15 protein-coding genes are annotated in these 15,788 nt (G+C 62.6%); 5 read left to right on the forward strand and 10 right to left on the reverse strand.

Annotated elements, in window-relative coordinates; genetic code table 11:
* Positions 1 to 67: 67 nt before the first annotated feature.
* Positions 68 to 4,315, reverse strand: a complete 4,248-nt coding sequence (locus E4P00_RS05605) for a DEAD/DEAH box helicase (RefSeq protein ID WP_248130886.1) — start codon at positions 4,313 to 4,315, stop codon at positions 68 to 70.
* 167 nt (positions 4,316 to 4,482) lie between these two features.
* On the opposite strand from E4P00_RS05605, the gene E4P00_RS05610 reads away from it, so the two are divergent.
* Entirely contained in the window at positions 4,483 to 5,367 is an 885-nt protein-coding gene (locus E4P00_RS05610; RefSeq protein ID WP_032879234.1) for a sugar nucleotide-binding protein, read from the forward strand.
* A gap of 125 nt (positions 5,368 to 5,492) precedes the next feature.
* Here the strand turns inward: E4P00_RS05610 and E4P00_RS05615 are convergent, their stop codons facing one another.
* From E4P00_RS05615 to E4P00_RS05635, 5 genes are all read right to left on the reverse strand, one after another.
* Positions 5,493 to 6,191 (reverse strand): OmpW family outer membrane protein, encoded by a 699-nt coding sequence (locus tag E4P00_RS05615; protein ID WP_005791869.1) that lies wholly within the window; start codon positions 6,189 to 6,191, stop codon positions 5,493 to 5,495.
* 94 nt (positions 6,192 to 6,285) lie between these two features.
* Entirely contained in the window at positions 6,286 to 6,807 is a 522-nt protein-coding gene (locus E4P00_RS05620) for a DUF3299 domain-containing protein (protein ID WP_032879236.1), read from the reverse strand.
* An 11-nt stretch (positions 6,808 to 6,818) separates the two neighbouring features.
* Positions 6,819 to 8,084: an ABC transporter permease gene (locus E4P00_RS05625; RefSeq protein WP_148853985.1), complete on the reverse strand. Its 1,266-nt coding sequence runs from the start codon at positions 8,082 to 8,084 to the stop codon at positions 6,819 to 6,821.
* Position 8,085: 1 nt separating this feature from the next.
* Complete coding sequence (locus E4P00_RS05630; RefSeq protein ID WP_032879239.1) at positions 8,086 to 8,796, reverse strand: ABC transporter ATP-binding protein; 711 nt, start codon at positions 8,794 to 8,796, stop codon at positions 8,086 to 8,088.
* A gap of 148 nt (positions 8,797 to 8,944) precedes the next feature.
* Positions 8,945 to 9,544, reverse strand: coding sequence for a DUF2796 domain-containing protein (locus tag E4P00_RS05635; protein ID WP_216090372.1), 600 nt, complete (start codon positions 9,542 to 9,544; stop codon positions 8,945 to 8,947).
* A gap of 128 nt (positions 9,545 to 9,672) precedes the next feature.
* Between E4P00_RS05635 and E4P00_RS05640 the strand changes: the two genes are divergently transcribed.
* Positions 9,673 to 10,014: a hypothetical protein gene (locus E4P00_RS05640; protein ID WP_032879241.1), complete on the forward strand. Its 342-nt coding sequence runs from the start codon at positions 9,673 to 9,675 to the stop codon at positions 10,012 to 10,014.
* Here the strand turns inward: E4P00_RS05640 and trxA are convergent.
* The 4 genes from trxA to E4P00_RS05660 form a co-directional block, all read right to left on the reverse strand.
* Entirely contained in the window at positions 10,011 to 10,883 is an 873-nt protein-coding gene (gene trxA / locus E4P00_RS05645; protein ID WP_005791858.1) for a thioredoxin, read from the reverse strand. The genes E4P00_RS05640 and trxA overlap by 4 nt on opposite strands.
* 73 nt (positions 10,884 to 10,956) lie before the next feature.
* Entirely contained in the window at positions 10,957 to 11,958 is a 1,002-nt protein-coding gene (locus E4P00_RS05650; RefSeq protein ID WP_078822447.1) for an Abi family protein, read from the reverse strand.
* A 261-nt stretch (positions 11,959 to 12,219) separates the two neighbouring features.
* Entirely contained in the window at positions 12,220 to 12,873 is a 654-nt protein-coding gene (locus tag E4P00_RS05655; RefSeq protein WP_078822446.1) for a 50S ribosomal protein L11 methyltransferase, read from the reverse strand.
* 4 nt (positions 12,874 to 12,877) lie between these two features.
* On the reverse strand, positions 12,878 to 13,333 hold the full coding sequence (locus E4P00_RS05660; RefSeq protein ID WP_005791855.1) for a YbaY family lipoprotein: 456 nt from the start codon (positions 13,331 to 13,333) through the stop codon (positions 12,878 to 12,880).
* Positions 13,334 to 13,473: 140 nt separating this feature from the next.
* Between E4P00_RS05660 and nrdR the strand changes: the two genes are divergently transcribed.
* Genes nrdR through E4P00_RS05675 form a run of 3 tightly spaced genes read left to right on the forward strand, consistent with a single transcriptional unit; the run spans position 13,474 to position 15,773 of the window.
* Positions 13,474 to 13,938, forward strand: coding sequence for a transcriptional regulator NrdR (gene nrdR / locus E4P00_RS05665; protein ID WP_019818855.1), 465 nt, complete (start codon positions 13,474 to 13,476; stop codon positions 13,936 to 13,938).
* The gene (gene ribD, locus E4P00_RS05670) at positions 13,935 to 15,062 is read left to right on the forward strand and encodes a bifunctional diaminohydroxyphosphoribosylaminopyrimidine deaminase/5-amino-6-(5-phosphoribosylamino)uracil reductase RibD (protein WP_216090370.1); all 1,128 of its coding nucleotides are present in this window, start codon (positions 13,935 to 13,937) and stop codon (positions 15,060 to 15,062) included. The genes nrdR and ribD overlap by 4 nt, the downstream gene beginning before the upstream one ends.
* A gap of 48 nt (positions 15,063 to 15,110) precedes the next feature.
* Positions 15,111 to 15,773 (forward strand): riboflavin synthase, encoded by a 663-nt coding sequence (locus tag E4P00_RS05675; RefSeq protein WP_078822444.1) that lies wholly within the window; start codon positions 15,111 to 15,113, stop codon positions 15,771 to 15,773.
* Positions 15,774 to 15,788 lie beyond the last annotated feature (15 nt).

Here is a 15,788-nt window from a genome sequence, read left to right on the forward strand (position 1 = left end):
CCCACATTTGAATGTGTTCACACATCAAAATGTGGGAGGGGGCTTGCTCCCGATGAGGGCCTAAAGGTCAGCGCCTGATCAACTTCTCCTGCACTGCCTGCTGATCCATCTCCAGCAACACCTGCTGCTTGCCGGCGACCATCACCGCAGCCGGCAGCCCATCGCGATATACAATCCGATTACCGCTCACCGCCGGCACTTTGGCCCCCGGTAGCAGCGTGCCCACAAGGTTCAATGGATCCGCCCCGCACACCGCGATCAAGCTCCCGTCATGTGCCCGCCGCCGCACCTCGCGCAGCAAGGGTATCGCCTCCGGCAACGCAAACTGTTCGCCCGCCAACCCACTGACAAACCGCCCGCCACGAATCTCCCCGCGTGCCTCCAGCCGATAGAAGGTGCGCAGCAATTCACGCCAGCTCGGCAACCAATCCGCCTCGCGCTCCAGCAAGCGCCAGAACACCACGCCGTAACGGCGCAGCAGGGTCATCGCCACATGCTCCAGGGTTTCGGCCGAATGCGCGCCGGCGGCGGTCGAGGAGCGGCGCACCAAGGCCCAGCGACCGGCATCATCCATGCCGCCGACAAACGCTCCGCGCCCACGCCGACTGCTGCGGGCCTGGCGTTTGCTGGCGGGCGTGGTCAGGGCGCGCAGCCCGGCGAAGCTGTCGGCATTCACCAGGCCGGCGCCTACCAGTTCCTGCAAGGCTGTCTCCAGCTCGCTGCGCAGCAGGTGGGCCTCGGGCACCAGTTCATCAAAAAACAAGGCGCCGTGTTCGCGCAGGGCCGAGTGGACTTTCTGCGCCTTGGGCGACAGCGTGGTGCTGTCGGTGGGCTCGGTCAGCCCGCTCCACAACGCCACCTGGCTACGGGGGAGCAAAACCACCGGGGTGCTGCGCAACGCCATGGCGCCGGCCTTGTTGCTTAAGCGCGTCCATACCAGCTTGCCGCTGCGGCACAGGTCATCGAGCCAGGTCGATGAATAATCCTTGATGCGCGCGCTGAGCAGGTCAGTGTCCCAGGCCGACGTGGCGGCGGCATAACCTTCGAGTTGGCTGACTATCTGCGGCAATACGGCGCTGCCCTGGCCACGGGTGCTGTCGGACAGGTGCTGCCAATCGAACAGAAAGCGCATGAAATCCTGCAATGCCACCGGCTCGATCTCTCGGCGCAGGCGCTTGACCGTGTAGCGATGAATGCGTGCCAGCAAGTGACGTTCGCACCATTGTTCCTGCGTGGCACCGGGGCTGAAGTGCCCGCGCAGCACGTAGCCTTCCTGCTCCAGGCGCGACAGGGCCTGAGTGATTGCCGCCACGGGCAGCGCCAGGGGGGCAGCGATTTCGACCAGGTTCAACGGGCCAAAACCACTGAGGCGCGCACGCAGTACTTCTAACAGCGCGTCATCAAACTCCCAGGGCTCGTCGAACCCGGGCAGCAGTGGCAAATCGTTAGGGTAGAGCGCCTGCAAGCAACTCAAGCGCTCAACGGCGACCCACATGCCGTTGTGCAACTGACAGGCTCGCCCGGCCTTGGCCAAGGCGTGCAGCCATGCGGCCCATTGCGGCGCAACTTCAGGGGCTGCGATGCACGCCAGGCTCATCAGCGCTTCATGCATTTCATCTACGCCATTGGGCGCGGGCCAGGCTTCTTCGCGAACGCCGGCGATAGCCTCGGCATCCAGTGCGCCCAGGTCATCGGTGCTCTGCGGGTCGCTCCAGCGTCGGTTGAGCACGGCCTGGGTGCGGCGCTCTTCCAGCGGGGCGTCGTCGAGAAAGGTGTAGGGCTTGGCGCTGAGAATTTCCGCAGCCATGGGCGAAGGGGCGGGCAGGTCGCGGCTGATCAATCGGACTTCCCCGCGTTCCATGCGCCGCAGCAGTGCCAGCCAGGCTTCACTGTCCATGGCTTCATGCAAGCAATCGTCGAGGGTTTGTTCCACCAGTGGGTGATGGGGGATTTCGCGCTCGCCGGCGAGGTTTTCCAGGCAGGCGATCTGGTCGGGAAAGACGCTGGCGATCAGGTCTTCGCTCTTCATGCGCTGGATCTGCGGCGCCACCTTGCGCCCACCGGTGTAGCGCGGCAACGCCAGGGCCACGCCGGCATTCCAGCGCCAGCGCACGCCGAACAGCGGCGCATCCAGCACGGCCTGGATCAGGAGGTGTTCAGCACTGTTGCTGTTGAGGTAACGCCACACCTCATCCAAGGCAAAACTGTGGCTGGTGGACAGCGACAGCACGATGGCGTTTTCGCTGGCCGCCGCTTGCAGCTCGAAGTTGAAGGTGCGGCAGAAGCGCTTGCGCAACGCCAGGCCCCAGGCGCGGTTGATGCGGCTGCCAAACGGCGTGTGGATGATCAACTGGGTGCCGCCGGACGCGTCGAAAAACCGCTCCATGATCAACGTGTCCCGGGAGGGCAGGGCGCTCAGGGCCTGGCGCGACCGGGCCAGGTAATCCAGCAGTTGTTCGGCGCTGGCGCGATGCAGGCCCAGGGTGCCGGTTAGCCAGTCGAGGGCCGGTTGCAGGTCGCCGGGCGTGGCACCCAGCAAGCTGTCGATTTGCCCTTGCAAGCGCGCCACGGCCACCGACAACTCGTTGCTGCGCCCGGGTGCTTCGCCCAGCCAGAACGGGATGGTCGGCGGTTGGCCATGGGCATCCTCGACACGCACCTTGCCCGCTTCGACCCGCAGGATGCGGTAAGAGGTATTGCCGAGTTGGAAGATGTCGCCGGCGATGCTTTCCACCGCGAAGTCTTCGTTGACGCTGCCGATGTTCAGGCTCTGAGGCTCCAGCAACACGCTGTAGTCGGCGTTGTCCGGGATGGTGCCACCGCTGGTGACGGCGGTGAGCCTGGCACCGCGGCGGCCGCGCAGGGTGTGGGTCACGGCGTCACGGTGCAGGTAGGCGCTGCGGATACCCTGGCGGCCGTTGTAGCCCTCGCTGAGCATCTGCAACAGGGCCTGGTAGTGGCGCTCATCCAGCTCGGCGTAAGGCGCAGCGCGGCGAACAAGCGCCAGCAGCGCCTGTTCCGGCCATTCACGGGCGCTGACTTCGGCAATGATCTGCTGGGCCAGCACGTCCAGCGGCGCCACTGGAATATGCAAGGTATCCAGCTCGCCACGGCGTACGCAGTCGAGCAACGCGGCGCACTCGATCAAGTCGTCACGGGTGGTGGCAAACAAGCGCCCTTTGGGCGTACCGCCGACCTGGTGCCCGGAGCGGCCGACGCGTTGCAAAAAGCCATTGATCGAGCCGGGTGAGCCGATCTGGCAGACCAGATCCACCTCGCCAATATCGATGCCCAGCTCCAGGGACGCGGTGGCGATCAGCACTTGCAGTTCGCCGGCCTTGAGCCGTTGCTCGGCGTCCAGGCGCAGTTCCTTGGCCAGGCTGCCATGGTGGGCGGCCACAGCGGTCTTGCCCAGCCGCTCGCTCAGATGCCGGGCCAGGCGTTCGGCCAGGCGCCGGGTGTTGACGAAAATCAGCGTGGTGCGGTGTTCGCGGGCCAATTGCGCGAGGCGGTCGTAGACCAGGGCCCACACATCGTTGGCCATCACCGCCGAAAGCGGCACTGGCGGCACTTCGATATCCAGGTCCCGTGGGCGCGCATGGCCGATGTCGACGATGGCACACTCACGGTCGGTGCCGACCAAAAACCGCGAGACCGCTTCGATGGGTTTTTGCGTGGCTGACAGGCCGATACGGGTCAATGGCTCGGCGCACAGCGCTTGCAGGCGCTCCAGGCTCAAGGCCAGGTGGCTGCCGCGCTTGCCGGCGGCGATGGCATGGATCTCATCGACGATCACCGTACGCGTGCTGGCGAGCATGTGTCGGCCGGAATCCGAACCCAGCAGCACATACAGAGATTCGGGCGTGGTCACCAGGATATGCGGCGCGCGCTTGCGCATCTGTGCGCGGTCTTTTTGCGGGGTGTCGCCGGTGCGCACGGCGGTGCGGATCACCAGCGGCGGCAGGCCCAGGCTTTGAAGCTGCTCGGTAATGCCGGCCAGCGGGTTTTGCAGGTTGATCTGGATGTCGTTGGACAGCGCCTTGAGCGGTGACACATACACCACCAGGGTCTCGTCCGGCAGTTGCCCGCCGTTGGCCAGGCCTTGGTGGACCAAATCGTCGAGCACCGCCAAAAAGGCCGTCAAGGTCTTGCCCGAGCCGGTGGGCGCGGCGATCAGCGTTGACCGCCGCTGGCGGATCAGCGGCCACGCCTGGGCCTGGGCGCCGGTCACCGAGGGGAAGGTCCTGCAAAACCAGGCACTGACGGCGGGGTGAAAACCGTCCAGTGCGCTGGCCGTTGATTCGGGAAGGTTCATGAAGTGATTGATGCCACCTGCTCCAACAAGTTGCAAACACGTACTTTATCCGTGACGGTTGCGCTACAAACCCGCAAAATGCAACGATTCTGGCAACTACCTACGGCAAGGCGCACACGCCTGTCGATAATAACCATCGTTCCAAACAGACCGGGCCTGCTCAATCTATGCGAATGCGCCTTATGTTACTGGGCGGCGGGAATGCCCTCGGGCAGGCGCTGATTCGCCTCGGTGCAGAGGAAGACATCGGTTTCCTCGCCCCCAAACCGCCCCAAGACGGCTGGGATGCCGCGAGCCTTACCCAATTGCTCGACGACACCCGTCCCGATGCATTGATCAACCTCGCCTACTATTTCGACTGGTTCCAGGCCGAAACCGTGAGCGAAACCCGCTTGGCCGCTCAGGAGTTCGCCATCGAACGCCTGGCTGAATTGTGCCAGCACCACAGCATCACGCTGCTGCAACCGTCCAGCTACCGGGTGTTCGATGGCTCGCGCGCCACCGCCTACAGCGAAAAAGACGAGCCGGTGCCCCTGGGCCTGCGCGGCCAGGCGTTGTGGCGTATCGAACAGAGCGTGCGCGCCACTTGCCCACAACATGTGCTGCTGCGATTTGGCTGGTTGCTCGATGACAGTGTCGACGGCACGCTCGGGCGGTTCCTGGCCCGGGCCGAAAAACCTGATGAACTACTGATGGCCGACGACCGTCGTGGCAACCCGACGCCGGTGGACGATGCCGCACGGGTGATTATCTCGGTGCTCAAGCAGCTTGATTGCGCGGCGCCGCTGTGGGGCACCTATCATTACGCCGGGCATGAGGCGACTACGCCGTTGGCCCTGGGCCAGGCGATCCTGACCGAGGCGCGCAACTTCCACGCGCTGGCCATTGAATCCCCCACTGCCCAGGCCCACGCGGCTCGGCCGGATGCGGCGGATGAACCGCAGCACGCGGTGCTGGCGTGCAAGAAGATCCTGCATACCTTTGGCATCAAGCCAAGGGCATGGCGGGCGGGGCTTCCGGCGTTGCTGGACCGGTTCTACCGCCACAGCTGACACGCTACAAAACCAAATGTGGGAGGGGGCTTGCTCCCGATAGCGATGGGTCAGTCCATGAATCTGTTGACTGACACTCTGCTATCGGGAGCAAGCCCCCTCCCACATGGGTTATGCAGTGTTGCTTAGAACTTGTAGCCAATACCCACCATGTAAACCATCGGATCCACGTCCACATTGACCTTGGCCCGAGTGCCCTGGCCCAGCGCATTGTTATCCACAGTCGCCTTGGTGCTGATGTCGATGTAGCGCGCCTGGGCGTTGATCATCCAGTTGTCGTTGATCATGTAGTCGGCGCCGATCTGTGCGGCCCAGCCCCAGGAGTTTTCGGCCTTGAAGTTGCTGAAGCCGGCTTGTTGAGCGCGACCGCCGACGTGTTCGTCGTAGATCCAGGTGTAGTTGATACCGGCGCCCACGTACGGCTGGAATGCCGACTTGTTGTCCAGCGGGTAGTACACGACGCTCAGGGTCGGCGGCAGGTGCTTGAGCGAACCGAGCTTGCCGTTGGCGGCGCCCAGTGCGGTGTTCTTGAGTTTCACGTCATGCTCGAAGGGCGTGGCGGCCAGCAATTCGATACCGACGTGGTCGGTGATCATGTAGGCGAAGTTCAAGCCCAGTTGGGTGTCGCTGCTCATGGTCGCCTTGCCGCCCAGGTTGGTGCCGGCCAGCGGGCCCTGGTCAACCTTGACTTTGCCGCTGTCGGCCTCCGGGTTGACGGTGATTGCACCGGCACGCACCAGAATATCGCCCGCCTGGTGAGCGTGTGCGACCGGGGCGACGAGGGCGAGCGCGAAGAGGGACGCGCCGAGCAGAGACTTGTTCATGGGAGCTCCAAAGGACGTTTAAAAGTTGTACGTCCAATGGTAAAGATCGTTCCGTTCGGTCTTTTGACTCAGCTCAATGAAAGGGTGATCAGCGCTACTCCTGCAGCTCGTACATGTAAATCTTCTGGGCATCCATCTGGTAACCGGCGTCGGCCAGTTCACTCGTCGACGGCTTGACCTGCATCGCGCCTTCGATCCAGTACGGCTGGTACAGCTCATCGAGCTTCACGCCGACTTCGCTTTTGACATGCACGATCTGGTTCGACGGCGGTGGCGGCACGTGGATGCACGCGCCGAAATACGGCACCAGCAGAAACTCGGTGGTGCGGCCCTCTTCGCTGACTTCCAGCGGCACGATATACCCCGGCAGGCGGATGTGCTGGCCGTCGAGGCTCTGCACCACCGGCGCGTTGGGCAGATCCTGCTTGGCCGCCGGCGCCGCCTCGACGGACAAGGCATCGGCCATGTTCGACAGGTCGTGCAGCGGCTTCATATTAGGCACTTCCGGTGGCGCATCCGGCGGTATCATTTCCTGCCAGGACAGGTCCTTGGGCTGTTCATCCGCCCACACGGGCACGGCCGTCAGCAGTAACAGGGCAAACAGGGCACGACGCATCGAAGCCTTCCTCATACACGGATGGACAGGCCATCGGCCAAAGATTGTCGATAGGCGCGCCACGCGGGCACGCTGCCCATCAACAGCGCTGCCGCGAGGATACCCGCCAGTAGGGTCCATTCATATTCGCTCGGCCAGGACATCGGCAGGTCCAGCCCGTAGTTGGCCTGCAAGTAACCACGGGAGGCGGCGATGCAGACATACAGCAGGCCCACGCCTGCTACCACACCGGACAAGGCCAGGGCGAAGGCTTCGAAGATCAGCAGGCTCGCGATATGCCAGGGGCGTGCACCCACCGAACGCAGAATCGCCATCTCGCGGCGGCGCTCGTTGAGGCTGGTGAGGATCGCCGTGAGCATGCCGATCAAGCCGGTCAGCACCACGAACAGCGAGATCACGAACAAGGCTTTCTCGGCGGTGCTCATCATGCTCCACAGCTCTTGCAGGGCCACGCCCGGCAGGATCGCCAGCATCGGCTCGCCACGGAACTCATTGATCTGCCTTTGCAACGCGAAGGTGGAAATCTTGTTGTTCAGGCCGAGCATGAACGCGGTGATGGCTTGCGGCGTCAGGTCCATATTGCGCGCCTGGTCGGCGCTGATGCGGCCTTTGCCCTGGGCCGGCACACCGTTGTGCCAGTCGACATGGATCGCCTCCATGCCACCCAGGCTGATGTGCAACGTGCGATCTACCGGCGTACCGGTACGCTTGAGGATGCCGACCACAGTGAAGGGTTTGTCGTCGTGCTTGACCAGGCTGACCACCGCTACACCGTGGGCCAGCACCAGCTTGTCGCCGAGTTTGTAATGCAGGGCGTCGGCGACTTCGGCGCCGAGCACCACTTCAAACGGGTCGGTAGCGAAGGCGCGGCCGCTGGCCAGTTCGAGGTTTTGCTTGCGCCCGTACTGGTAATGCTCGAAGTAGGATTCGTTGGTGCCCATCACGCGGTAACCGCGATGGGAGTCGCCGAGGGAAATCGGAATGGCCCATTTCACCTGGGGGCTGGCGGCGAAATGCTCAAAGCTGTCCCAGCGGATGTTGTTGGTGGCGTTGCCGATGCGAAACACCGAATACAGCAGCAGGTTGACCGAGCCCGAACGTGCCCCGACGATCAGGTCGGTACCGCTGATGGTGCTGGCAAAACTGTTGCGCGCCTCGACACGCACGCGCTCCACCGCCAGCAACAAGCACACGGAAAGCGCGATGGCGAAGGCAGTGAGGATCGCAGTAAAGCGGCGGTTAGCCAGGCTGGCCATGGCTAGACGAAACAGATACATCTCAAACCTCTGCGGGCGTGGCGGCGCGATTGAGTTCGGCCAGTGACAGGTTGCGGTCGAACAGTGACGCCAGGCTCTGGTCATGGCTGACAAACAACAGGCTGGCGCCAGCTTCACGGCATTCAGCGAACAGCAACTGGATGAACGCTTCGCGGGCGTCATAGTCCAGGGCTGAGGTGGGCTCGTCGGCGATCACCAGTTCCGGTTGGCCGATCAACGCACGGGCGGCAGCCACCCGTTGTTGCTGGCCGATGGACAGCGAGTCGGCGCGGCGCTCCAGCAAGTCCTTGTCCTTCAAGCCCAGGTGCGCGAGCAAGGTCGCAGCCGCCTGGTCGACACTGCCGTGGCGCTGTTTGGCCCGTTGTGCGCGCAACCTGGAAAAATGGCAAGGCAACTCGACGTTTTCGCGCACCGATAGAAACGGCAGCAGGTTGAACTGCTGGAAGATGTAGCCGGTGTGGTCCACACGGAAACGATCACGGGCGCCGGCCGAGAGTTCGGTCAACTCCTGCCCAAGCAGGCGGATGCTGCCCTGGCAGGGTTTCTGCACGCCCCCCAACAGCCCCAGCAGCGTGGTCTTGCCACTGCCGCTCGGGCCCTTGAGGAACAGGGTTTCCCCGGGTTCCAGGCGGAACGCGGGGATGTCCAGCAACTGCGGGTGACCAGGCCAGTTGAAGCCCAGGTCGGACAGTTCGATTAACGCTTGAGTCATGGGAAGTCAGTGTCGCCTGGTAGTCGAAAATGGCGCCGATCCACTGTGGGAGCTGGCTTGCCTGCGATGGCGTCGCTACGGTGTGCCTGCTGCACCGCGTCGCCAGTATCGCAGGCAAGCCAGCTCCCATATGGACTGTGCTTTCAAGTCAGAACTTCAGGGTGGCGGCGGTAGCCGTCGCGTCAACACCTTGCTGACCGCTCGGGCCGATCAGTTGTACCTGAATTTTCTTGGTGGCGGGGAAGGTCTTGAACACTTGGCTCAGATCGAGGTTGCTCAGCGCCGTCGGCGTGGCACAGGTGAATTGGTAGTGGGCGTGGATTTCGCTGTGGTCGTGATGGTGCTCGTGGGCGGCGGCGCCTTTGCCGTCGGTGGCGTGGTCGTCGTCGTCATGGTCGGCTTCTGGTTTGTCACCGAACAGCGGGCTATTGAGTTCCTGGCTGCTGACCACACATCCTGCGGCCTTGGGCAGGTTGAACAGGGCCAACGGGTTCTCCAGTTGTTTGCGTACACCGGCGACCTTGGCTTTATCGGCGGCGCTGGTCGCTACATGCTCGAAACCCACCAGGTTCATGGCCGGGCTGTCCAGTTCAAGCTCAAGGGCCTTGCCATCCAGCACGGCATTGAGACGGCCGACCCCGTGTTCATGGGCGCCGAGGCTGCCGTGCTCGTGGTCATGCTCTTCGTGAGCGTGGGCAACAGCCAGTGGCAGCAGGGCGAACGGCAAAGCAAGCAGCAAACGGCGCATGGGAGGGCTCCAGGATGAAAGTTTTGTTATGTGATCTTATAACAATAGAGCCGAGAGTTTGACCGCCTGCTTGGTGTTGCGCAAGCTGCATGGGAGCATGACGGTCAGAAAAATGCAGGAGTACAGCGATGTTGCGAATTCGTGGAACCATCGGCGACCTGCCGGTGGACTTGACCCTGGAACTGGACGACGGCGATTGGGCGCGCTTGGGCGCACAGCTTCAGGCCGCCCCAACGCCCAGTGCGCCAACCGCGGCGCCGGTCAAACAAAACGACGACCTATGGCAGAGCGCCCAGGAGGTGCTGCGCAAGGCAGGGCAGCTCAACGGTCTGGAATTACTCGATCAACTGGAAGGGTTGGCAGGCGATGCAGGCGCGGGCAAGCGCCTGTTGGTGCGCCTGCGCCATAGCGCCAAAGTCAAGGTGAGCAGCGGCGGGGATACGCCGCTGTACCGTTGGATCGGTGATTAGTACAACGCGGCAAACAATTTGCGGCGGTACACCGTGACCAGCGGGTGCTCATTGCCCAGCAATTCGAACACCTGCAGCAACGTCTTGTGCGGCAAGCCTTCGCTGTAGCTGCGGTTGCGGGTAAACAACTTGAGCAAACCTTCCAGTGCCGCATCGTACTGCTGGCGCGCCAGCTGCTGGATCGCCAACTGATAGGCCGCCTCGTCGTCCTGCGGGTTCTGTGCCAGACGGCTCTTCAGATCGGCGGTGTCCGGCAAGTCTGCGGCCTGGCGCAGGAAGGTGATCTGCGCCTTGGCCCCGGCCAGGGCGGCCTTGTGGTCGTCGCTTTTGACTGCGTCAAGCACGGCCTGGGCTTCGCCCAATTCGCCGCGTTCGGCCAGGCAGCGTGCGTACAGGATCAACGCGGGGGCGTTAGTGTTGTCTTCGCCCAACAGCGCCACCAGCAGCCCTTCAGCTTCACTGATGCGTCCTTCGCTGAACAGCGCCTGGGCCTGTTCCAGCGGATCCGCCGCAGCCGGTGGTGGCATCTGCACATGTGGCTCCAGCATCGCCCGTACTGCCGACTCCGGCTGCGCACCGGCAAACCCGTCCACCGGCTGGCCATCCTTGAACAACACCACCGTCGGCAGGCTTTGAATGCCGAAACGCGCGACGATGTCCTGTTCGGCCTCGCAATCGACCTTGGCCAACAGCAACTCGCCGCGATAGCTCTCGGCAATCTGCGCCAGCATCGGCATCAGCGCCTTGCATGGCGCACACCATTCGGCCCAGAAGTCCACCAGCACAGGTTTTTCAAAAGAATTCTGAATCACCGCCTGGTCGAAGTTGGCGGTGGTGACGTCGAAGATGTACGGCGTGGGCTCACTCATGGGGCGTCTCGAATAAAGCGGGAATGGGGGCAACTATAAGGGCTGGCGCTAGCTATCGGAAGCCGCCTGGCATTCAGTAATCATGCGCGTGCCAAAACGGGTCCAGATACCAGTCCTGAGGAAAACCCATTGCTTCGATACGGACGTCGGGAAACTCGTCGATCAGCAGATGCAGGCTGTGACCCCAGCGAGTATGTGGGCTCACCTGGCCCATCAGGTGATTGAGTATGCATAGCGTGGAGAACATGCGGCTATGTGTCCCCGGTTGAAGCAAATACTGCGGCCATGGAAAGCTGGCTTTTTTGGGCAATTCAGGACGGATACCCAATTCTCGGTTCCACATGCGTGAATGGTGAGCGCAGATATTTCGGACAGTGGTCAGCGTGTGCAGCCAGGACTGCATGAGTGGTGCCGGGAGTAGAAGGCGCCTGGAGATCGCTTTCTTGTCGGCGTCCTTGGCCAAGCCTTTGTACAGATGGGATAAGTCTCCCAGTGTCAATTCTTCCAACATGGCCCAACCCGGCATCAACGCGGGCTGGACGTAGGTCACGGAGTAATGACGGGCATAACTTTCTTTTGCCCTTTGGCGTTTAAGAAGATCTTTTCGTGCATCGCTGGCATGTGATCTATCGATGCGTTCGCATTCGCGCTGGTAGTCACGGGTTGCGCTGGCTTGCTTCATGGACAGTGTTGCAAGCAGGCGTTGATGATCAAATTTGAGGTGGAACAACCCTGGATTGAGATACCAATGACTGCCATGGGCGGGTCCCATGTGATTACTGATAACCGAACGTGAGGCTATTTCGACGCGCTCAATGGCATCCATGGTCAGTAAGCGAAGCCTTCTATCAAAATCGTATAGGCGGGTTAATTGGCGGAACTGGCTACCTTCACGAAAAAGATGGTCAATAGCGTCAGGCTGTTGAAAGGGCCGCATATAAGGGCTGAGTCGAAAGAAACTGACGGATTGCAAGAAGTGCTCGGCACGAGCTTCATTGTGAATTATCAGTCCGCGCCGCTTGAGGAGTCCCAGCTGGGCAGGAACGTCGATGGCAGGTTTGCTGAATGACCTCATGCCCAAAAAGTACCGGGCATAAAAAACCCGCACAATTTGTGCTTGGTTACTGATGCAACCAGAGGCATGGCGGGTGTATTGCCGCAAAGATTAAGCAGGTGCCTGACGTTTGGCAAGGCCGTTGAGTCGTAAGTTATTAGCGAAACTGTCTGCCAGGACATGTCAGGAAATTTTCCATCCGTGAGCGAAGGATGGCATTTTCCATGCCTCGCCTTTTCCTGTCTTAGCCAATCTGTTGCCGGGAATTTGTAACGCGAAGGCTCAGCGCCGCGAGTGGTACAGACTCACCTTGCGAAACTCCCAAGGCTCGGCCAGGTCCGGCAGGGTCAACGCGTCCAGAACCTCCAGCCGTTGATAACGCGGGTGTTGGAAGTCCCGCACCCGCGAATCGGCCACCAGCGCTTCGCGGCCACGGGTGAGGAATTGATCCAGCAGCGGCAGGTTGGCGCGGTCGTAAAGCACGTCGGCCACCAGGATCAAGTCAAAACGGTCGGCTTCGGCGAAGAAGTCGGCGCAATAGCCCAGCTCCACCGCATTGAGTTCGGCGTTGGCGCGGCAAGACGCCAGGGCCAGCGGGTCCAGGTCACAAGCCACTACTTCCAGGGCCCCCGCCTTTACGGCGGCAATCCCGGCCACGCCGGAACCGGCGCCGAAATCCAGCACGCGTTTGCCGGCGACCCACTCGGGATGCGCCGCCAGGTAGCGCGCCAACGCCAGGCCGCTGGCCCAGCAAAAGCTCCAGTAGGGCGGCTCATGCAGGATGCGCCGGGTTTCTTCCTGGCTGAAGGCGCGGTCCATATTGTCGGCATCGAGCAGCCATAGCGACAATTCGGTACCCGGTAGCGGGCAGGGCACCAATTGCGCGTCGCCGATCAACTCGCTCAAGGCGCGCTGCAGGTGCAGCGGTGGCGTCATGGCGTCATGGCGCCTTGACGAGTTGCAGGGGGCCGGTGCTCTGGGTGATCGCTTGGGTGACGCGCACGGCGGGCAAGTGCAGGATCAACTGGCCGGACTGGCTGGCGCGGCCACGCAATTCAACGCGTGCACCGGCCGGGAAGGCTTCAGGGTTGAAGCGCAGGCGGAAGGCCAGGGGCTTGCCATTGCCGCTCAGCACGCTGCTGGCGAGCAGTTGCTGCGGGCGCGAACGGTCGTCGATCACCAGCAGAGCCATCTCGACTTCGGCGCCGGCGGGCACATTGGTCAGGCTGCCGCTGATTTCCCGTTGATAGGCGGGCAGGGGGCCGAGGTCTTCAATACCCGGGACTTTTTTCTCTTGTGCCGGTGTCGGTTGAGGCGCGGCTGGTTTGGGGGCCTCGCTGCTGCAGGCGACCAGAAAACTGAACAGCGTGAGTAGAACGAGTGGTCGTAACTGCATGTACGGCTCCAGAAAGGACAAAATCCGTGGCTTAAAAAATATCAAACATATAAGCCTGCCTATATACCGTAAAGGCTATGGCTTGTCTTGCGACGGGGATGCGCTACCATGGCCCTCCCATTTTTTGTTGCCTGCCAACCATGCACTGTCCCTTCTGCGGTGCCAACGACACCAAGGTCATTGACTCGCGTCTGGTCGCCGAGGGCGATCAAGTGCGTCGCCGGCGCGAATGCCTGGCCTGTGGTGAACGTTTCACCACCTTCGAAACCGCCGAACTGGTATTGCCCCGTCTGATCAAGTCCGACGGCAGCCGCCAGCCTTTCGACGAAGAAAAATTGCGCGCCGGTATGCAGCGCGCCCTGGAAAAACGCCCGGTGAGTGTCGAGCGCCTGGAAGCGGCGCTGGTGCATATCAAGCACAAGCTGCGAGCGACCGGCGAGCGCGAGGTCAAGAGCCTGGTGGTCGGCGAGTTGGTGATGGGCGAACTGCAAAAGCTCGACGAAGTCGCCTATATCCGTTTTGCCTCGGTGTATCGACGCTTCCAGGACCTCAATGAGTTCCGCGAAGAAATCGACCGCCTGGCCCGTGAGCCTTCCAAACAATGACGTCTGAACAGGCAGTCCTCGACGCCCATTACATGGCGCGTGCCCTCGAATTGGCGCGCAAGGGCCTGTACACCACCCACCCCAATCCACGGGTGGGCTGCGTGATCGTGCGTGACGGGCAGATTGTCGGCGAAGGCTGGCATGAGCGCACCGGCGAGCCCCATGCCGAGCCGAATGCCCTGCGCGCCGCCGGTGAAAAGGCCCGTGGCGCGACGGTGTACGTGACGCTGGAGCCGTGCAGCCACCATGGCCGTACGCCGCCGTGCGCCGATGCACTGGTGAGCGCCGGTGTGGCGCGGGTGGTGGCAGGTATGCAGGACCCGAACCCGGAAGTGGCCGGGCGTGGCATGCAGCGTCTGGCCCAGGCGGGTATCGAGGTGCGCAGCGGCGTGCTGGAAGCTGAGGCGCGGGCGCTTAACCCGGGGTTCCTCAAGCGCATGGAGCACGGTTTGCCGTTCGTGCGGGTCAAGCTGGCCATGAGCCTGGACGGCCGCACGGCGATGGCCAGCGGCGAAAGCCAATGGATCACCGGCCCCGCTGCCCGCGCCGCCGTCCAACGTCTGCGTGCCGAGGCGAGTGTGGTGTTGACCGGTGCCGATACGGTGCTGGCCGACGGCGCCCGCTTGACTGTGCGCGCCGCTGAGTTGGGCCTGGATGAACAAACCACCGCCCTGGCCATGTCGCGCCCGCCGCTGCGCGTGTTGATCGACGGCCGCTTGCGCGTGCCGCTCAATGCACCCTTCTTCAAGGCAGGCCCGGCACTGGTCATCACCTGCGTGGCCCCGGAGAACCAGTTTCCCCGTGGCCCAGAGTGCCTGGTGGTACCGGGTGTGGAGGGCCAGGTCGACCTGCGCTCGGCGCTGGTGGCATTGGCCGCCCGTGGCGTCAACGACGTGCTGGTGGAAGCGGGCCCGAGCCTGGCGGGCGCGTTTGCCCAGCAGGGCCTGGTGGATGAGTACGTCATATTCATCGCCGGCAAGTTCCTTGGCTCCGCTGCCCGGCCGTTGCTGGACTGGCCGCTTGAGAAGCTGGTCGACGCGCCCCAACTCAAGATCACTGACATGCGCGCTGTAGGCGACGACTGGCGAGTCACTGCCATTCCCGTCCCGACAGCGAGCGTATAATTCCCGGCCTGCGCTTAAGCGTCAGCCCCTCGTTTTCAGGAGAGCGAAATGTTCACCGGCATTATCGAATCCATCGGCAGCATCCGTGCAATGACCCCCAAAGGCGGCGACGTGCGCCTGCTGGTTGAAACCGGCAAGCTGGACCTCGGCGACGTCAAGCTGGGTGACAGTATCGCCGTCAGCGGCGTGTGCCTGACCGTTATTGAGCTGCCGGGCAACGGCTTTGCCGCCGACGTCAGCCGGGAAACCCTGGACTGCACCGCGATGAACGACCTCAAGGCCGGCAGCCCGGTCAACCTGGAAAAAGCCCTGACGCCAACCACGCGCCTGGGCGGTCACCTGGTCAGCGGCCATGTCGACGGTGTCGGCGAAGTGGTGACCCGCAGTGAAAACGCACGCGCCGTGGAATTCCGCATCCGTGCGCCCAAAGAGCTGGCCAAGTACATTGCCCACAAGGGTTCGATTACCGTTGATGGCACCAGCCTGACCGTGAACGCCGTCAATGGCGCCGAATTTGAACTGACCATCATTCCCCACACCCTCAGCGAAACCATCATGGCCTCCTACCAGCCGGGGCGCCGGGTGAACCTGGAAGTGGACTTGCTTGCCCGTTACCTGGAGCGCCTGTTGCTGGGCGAAAAGGCCGCAGAGCCTGCATCAGGCAACATCACCGAAAGTTTTCTGGCCGCTAACGGCTACCTGAAATCCTGACCAAGGGGGTGCCGC

This window comes from Pseudomonas sp. B329 (assembly GCF_023127835.1).
Classification (GTDB): Bacteria; Pseudomonadota; Gammaproteobacteria; order Pseudomonadales; family Pseudomonadaceae; genus Aquipseudomonas; species Aquipseudomonas synxantha_A.

Bases quoted from the DNA above. Each gene is read 5' to 3' on its own strand.
- E4P00_RS05615 (WP_005791869.1), bottom strand. From the start codon at position 6,191: ATGAACAAGTCTCTGCTCGGCGCGTCCCTCTTCGCGCTCGCCCTCGTC.
- trxA (WP_005791858.1), bottom strand. From the start codon at position 10,883: ATGAGTGAGCCCACGCCGTACATCTTCGACGTCACCACCGCCAACTTC.
- E4P00_RS05605 (WP_248130886.1), bottom strand. From the start codon at position 4,315: ATGAACCTTCCCGAATCAACGGCCAGCGCACTGGACGGTTTTCACCCC.
- E4P00_RS05640 (WP_032879241.1), top strand. From the start codon at position 9,673: ATGTTGCGAATTCGTGGAACCATCGGCGACCTGCCGGTGGACTTGACC.
- E4P00_RS05650 (WP_078822447.1), bottom strand. From the start codon at position 11,958: ATGAGGTCATTCAGCAAACCTGCCATCGACGTTCCTGCCCAGCTGGGA.
- E4P00_RS05635 (WP_216090372.1), bottom strand. From the start codon at position 9,544: ATGCGCCGTTTGCTGCTTGCTTTGCCGTTCGCCCTGCTGCCACTGGCT.
- ribD (WP_216090370.1), top strand. From the start codon at position 13,935: ATGACGTCTGAACAGGCAGTCCTCGACGCCCATTACATGGCGCGTGCC.
- E4P00_RS05625 (WP_148853985.1), bottom strand. From the start codon at position 8,084: ATGTATCTGTTTCGTCTAGCCATGGCCAGCCTGGCTAACCGCCGCTTT.
- E4P00_RS05630 (WP_032879239.1), bottom strand. From the start codon at position 8,796: ATGACTCAAGCGTTAATCGAACTGTCCGACCTGGGCTTCAACTGGCCT.
- E4P00_RS05610 (WP_032879234.1), top strand. From the start codon at position 4,483: ATGCGAATGCGCCTTATGTTACTGGGCGGCGGGAATGCCCTCGGGCAG.
- nrdR (WP_019818855.1), top strand. From the start codon at position 13,474: ATGCACTGTCCCTTCTGCGGTGCCAACGACACCAAGGTCATTGACTCG.
- E4P00_RS05675 (WP_078822444.1), top strand. From the start codon at position 15,111: ATGTTCACCGGCATTATCGAATCCATCGGCAGCATCCGTGCAATGACC.
- E4P00_RS05660 (WP_005791855.1), bottom strand. From the start codon at position 13,333: ATGCAGTTACGACCACTCGTTCTACTCACGCTGTTCAGTTTTCTGGTC.
- E4P00_RS05655 (WP_078822446.1), bottom strand. From the start codon at position 12,873: ATGACGCCACCGCTGCACCTGCAGCGCGCCTTGAGCGAGTTGATCGGC.
- E4P00_RS05620 (WP_032879236.1), bottom strand. From the start codon at position 6,807: ATGCGTCGTGCCCTGTTTGCCCTGTTACTGCTGACGGCCGTGCCCGTG.